Source organism: uncultured Metabacillus sp. (assembly GCF_947503125.1).
Classification (GTDB): domain Bacteria; phylum Bacillota; class Bacilli; order Bacillales; family Bacillaceae; genus Metabacillus.
In genome coordinates, this window is record NZ_CANNCR010000117.1 from 1 (window position 1) to 4,311 (window position 4,311).

General features: G+C 34.5%; 3 protein-coding genes. All 3 read right to left on the reverse strand.

Going from position 1 to position 4,311, the window contains the following annotated elements:
• Window positions 1–52: 52 nt before the first annotated feature.
• Window positions 53–1,177, reverse strand: coding sequence for a TniQ family protein (locus Q1B07_RS26115; protein ID WP_299095589.1), 1,125 nt, complete (start codon window positions 1,175–1,177; stop codon window positions 53–55).
• A gap of 8 nt (window positions 1,178–1,185) precedes the next feature.
• Window positions 1,186–2,463 (reverse strand): TniB family NTP-binding protein, encoded by a 1,278-nt coding sequence (locus Q1B07_RS26120; RefSeq protein ID WP_299095587.1) that lies wholly within the window; start codon window positions 2,461–2,463, stop codon window positions 1,186–1,188.
• On the reverse strand, window positions 2,453–4,311 hold a 1,859-nt coding region (locus tag Q1B07_RS26125; RefSeq protein WP_299095586.1), incomplete at its 5' end, for a transposase family protein. The genes Q1B07_RS26120 and Q1B07_RS26125, both read right to left, overlap by 11 nt.

A 4,311-nucleotide genomic window follows, 5' to 3' on the forward strand; every position in this document is an offset into this window, starting at 1 on the left:
TTGACTATCTAAGTCCCATTGAATATAAAAATATTCACCTTAAAAAAAGTGTCTAGTTTAGTGTTGACATACCACTAAGTAACGGAAATTTCTCCCTAATTTTATTATAATTCAATCTTTTTTTTAGCTCTGCTAGTGAGGGTGGTGGATATTCATTTAAAAATGAACACTCCAATTGTTTTTCTATTTGAACATAGTCCCTTTCAACAGCCGACTTTTTCCTAAGAATCTTTTTATGAGGTATTTTTTTATTTTCAACAGAAGAGTATTCTATTCGATTTAATAAAAAATCAACTACTTTAATATTTGTTGCTTCACAAATATCTATTAGTGATTCGAATTCCGGATATCTTTTACCATTCTTCCATAACCATATCAAGTCCCTCGACTTATTAATTAATTCTGCAAACTCTTTATTATTCCCTTTAGTGGCTTTTTCCATTATCCTAATTATGGATACAGTAATGTCCTCTTTTTCAATCGTTTTACTTTGAACATTATTATGACTTAATAATTCTCCAACCGCGTTTGAAAGCATTAATTGTCTTTCTAATTCAATTCCGACAATCTCTTTAAAAGGGATTTCTTCTCCTAACCACTTTTCACAATGGGGACAATATCCAGGTCTATATCTGGGTGAGAACGATTTAGGAGACTTACAACAATGGGGACATACCGAGGAAAGCTCAATTTTATGTTTAGGGCACATATTTATACAATATATTGTCCAAATTAGCGGCTCATAGATATCTTGGTTGTTATCCCTAAGTTCCATTAAGCATTTTGTACACCATTTTAGATGTTGATGGAAAATACCATTGCGATTTGGAAATGCATTTTTCCATTTTCTCAACGTCAAATATCCCAAATCTGTTCTTTTAGTAAGTTCCTCTAGCACAGAAACAAGATTTTCGGTGAATGGCCCAAACTTATTAATTTGGCTTCTGTTTGAGTAAAACTCGTATTCGGTTATGCCTAGCTTTTCTACGATTTCATACTTCAGTAAATCTCCAACTCGAACCGTATGTCCTATAGCTAATCTCCCAATATAGCTTCTCAAAGATTCGACGGAGGAGGTACCAATACCAATAGGCTCTATGTTAAAGAGCCTAGATCTTGTTGAAGAAGAATTTTCTCTATTATTTTTGCTGATTATTAAATGCTGAATTTTAATCACCCCATCTTTTAGTCTATCGCTCTTTTTAAACCATCGAATCCGACTGGTGTCTCAACACTATCTCTCTTTGGATTTCTTCTAAAAGGCTTTCCGGTTGAATTCTCTTTACCACTTTTGTTATCTCGGCCTTCTTCTACGGTTTTTTCTATGTTTTTATAATCCCCATCCTTGCTCTTTGTCGCTTCATTATCTTCCTTTTGTTCTTCATTATCTTCCTTTTGTTCTTCATTATCTTCCTTTTGTTCTTCATTTTCATCTTCTAACATTCCAAGTTTCCTAAAGAGGGAATGCTCCGACATTTTAACGGCCTCGAGTTTTTCTCCTTGCACAATTTCTTCCAAGACTTTTTCACATTGATCAAGTGTCAAGGCATATTTTTCAAAATCACGAACCTCTAATGTCTCTAGGTGTGGGTTTTCCATAAGCTTTCCTCTTAATGTCCGAGAAAATAATAACTTGAGTTGTCCAATGCAACCTAAAGTTCTAGAATAAAAATATTTGTAATGCTCTACAAGTGAAGGTTCTTCTTTCAGAGGGAGTAATTGCTGAAAACTATACAAACAACGTATAAAATTCATTCTCTCCACTTCTATTTCGTAATTGTACCGGGTAAGATGATTGTGCATACCCCTAGAAGCTAGTTGTCCGCTTTGGTCCTTGAAGAGCTGTAAATCATAGGTGCCGAGCATTACGATTGGTATCTTTGTTTTATTTGCAAGAGTTTTTATTACATCCATCTGATCTTTAAGGGTATCTCCTCTTAATCGTTTTGCCATATGGTGTGCTTCGTCGATGATCAGTACCTTTGTTTGTCTACTTTTTAATGCATTTATTAAAGCCAAATTTAAAACCGCAGTTTTCCTGTATTCTCTTGCTTTCTTATAGCCCCCCTTTGGTAGTTCTGGAACAGCTTTATGATCTATCAATACATCTTCAAGTTTCTCTAATGCTGAGATATAAAACGCCTGCCAATCAAATTGACCTTTTTCTGGTGATGCCGCTTCTACTTCTACCACTGGGATTACACCTTTATTTTGTTCCTTTTCCTTTTTGTATTTATTCTCTATTGCTTGAAAAAGCTTTTCTGCTAAAAAGCTTTTGCCGACCCTTGTCGGGCCATAGACCAGTATAACCGAATCATTTCCTCGTGAAACCTCAATTTGAGTCATTATATTATTGAAAGCAGTATTAAATAAAGGGTGATCTAACGGATAGGCCTGGAAAAACTCCCATTTTTCTTCAACTGTACCTTTTAAAAGTTCTTCCGGAAACAACCTATCCTCCATAGTTAAACCTCCCAAAACCTTCTAAATTCTTAAGTTCTTTTAAAGTATCTTTATTGAAATCGTCTTTTTTACTTGCTGTTTGCGAAATCTCTTTAGGAGCTTCCATTTTAATACTATTAGAATACCCCACAGCAATTTCTTCGTTACCATCAATAGCTCTGAGTACAGCTTTATTTGCTCGATCTCTTTTCCTTTGTTTCTCAGTAAGCTCTCTACCTTCTTTTGATTGCATAAACTCAGCTATATCCTCAAGATTACTGTCTTTGTAAATTCCATTCAACGTATTCCTTCTCTTTAATTCTGTAGATAACATCTTCCTTTCTTTTTCGGATATCCCTCTAAATATTTCTTTATAATCCGAATCCAATTTAACCCATTGATTGTTCAAATAAGCATAAGCAACACTGATATCAAAAGGATCGTATCGCACCATCACACTCTTCCCAGCGAACTTTGGGTTTCTTAAGATGTCATTCCAATAACGAAAGGTATTAATATGCACAAACCCTACTGGTTGAATCTTTGCTGTTCCTTTTCTTGTCGATGGAAGGGTTAACATTTTAAACAACTCAAAATCAGTAATAAAAGTTTGCTTTCTGATCCCACTCATTTTTAATCCCTGATTAAATACCTCCTTTGGAGAATTGTTCAAGGTTGTATGATGAGTTTTATCGTAGATTTCATATACAAATTCTTTCATAGCTTCGTAAAGTAACTCCAATGTCCACACAGCATTCTTTTTTGGGTTTACCTGGGACGTAACCAATCTCACATTTTTTTTGGTAGCTTGAGTATTTCCGAGAAGATTGTATATAAATGTGGTATTAATTGTTCCAAATAATCTTGCGATAGGCGAGCCAAACTTCGGATCTGCCTTCGGTCTTACTTTTTTAATTACCTTATTTATTGCAAGTAACGTATCAAAATAAATACTTTGAAAATCGGAACCTTTATCAACTACAATTGTGTATGGCATCCGTTTGAATCTCCTTACCAGTTCCCTCAATACCATCATATTTGATTTATAGCTTGGTTTATCAAAAGTTAGATAAAACGCAAGGATTCTTCTAGAGAAAGCATCTACTGCAAAAGTCACCCAGGGCCTTCCTAATTCTTTTCCTGTTTCAGAGCATATTAACTCAATATCCAATTCAGTATGATCTATATGCACAATTTCAAAAGGTCTTTTTCCGTGCCGAGGTGTTCTTTTACAATCCAGGTTCCAATAAAATTCCTCATATGCATAAGCTGCCCGTTTTCCTTCTCTGGCAAGAATCAAGTTATAAATCGGCCTCATTCTTATGTATTTTCTGAATGTCTTGTATGAGACCGGTTTGATGTGTTTTTCATTAGATTTATTCTTGTAAATCCTATGAACATTTAACATATTCTTTTTAATGCTATTTTCATAGTGCTCACTAATGATCTCTTCCATTAATCCCCTTTGTTCATTCGTTATTTTTGGCAAACGGTTTCCACATTTTTTTGTTTGGGGAACTAATCCTAGAAAACCTGAGTTATAAAGCATTTCTCCATTCTCATACTTCTTTCTCCACCTTCGGAGTGTTCTTTCTGGAACATCTTTTGGGTATTCTCTTGTAATTAAGAATTTACTTACTATATTAAACTTTTCTAAAGCCTTACTCATATCTTTTTTATTCAGGGTATTTACCATTTCCCTCATTTCTTGTTCTTCAAGGGTTAAATGGCGTTTACCATTCCCTTTAATCTCACCTTTTTCAACCAACTGATACAATACATCAACGCTTAATGTTTTTTGCAAGCGAAAAGTGCAGAAAGTTGCAGCGAAAAATACATAGGCTTGCAGCTCATCATTTAATTCAAATT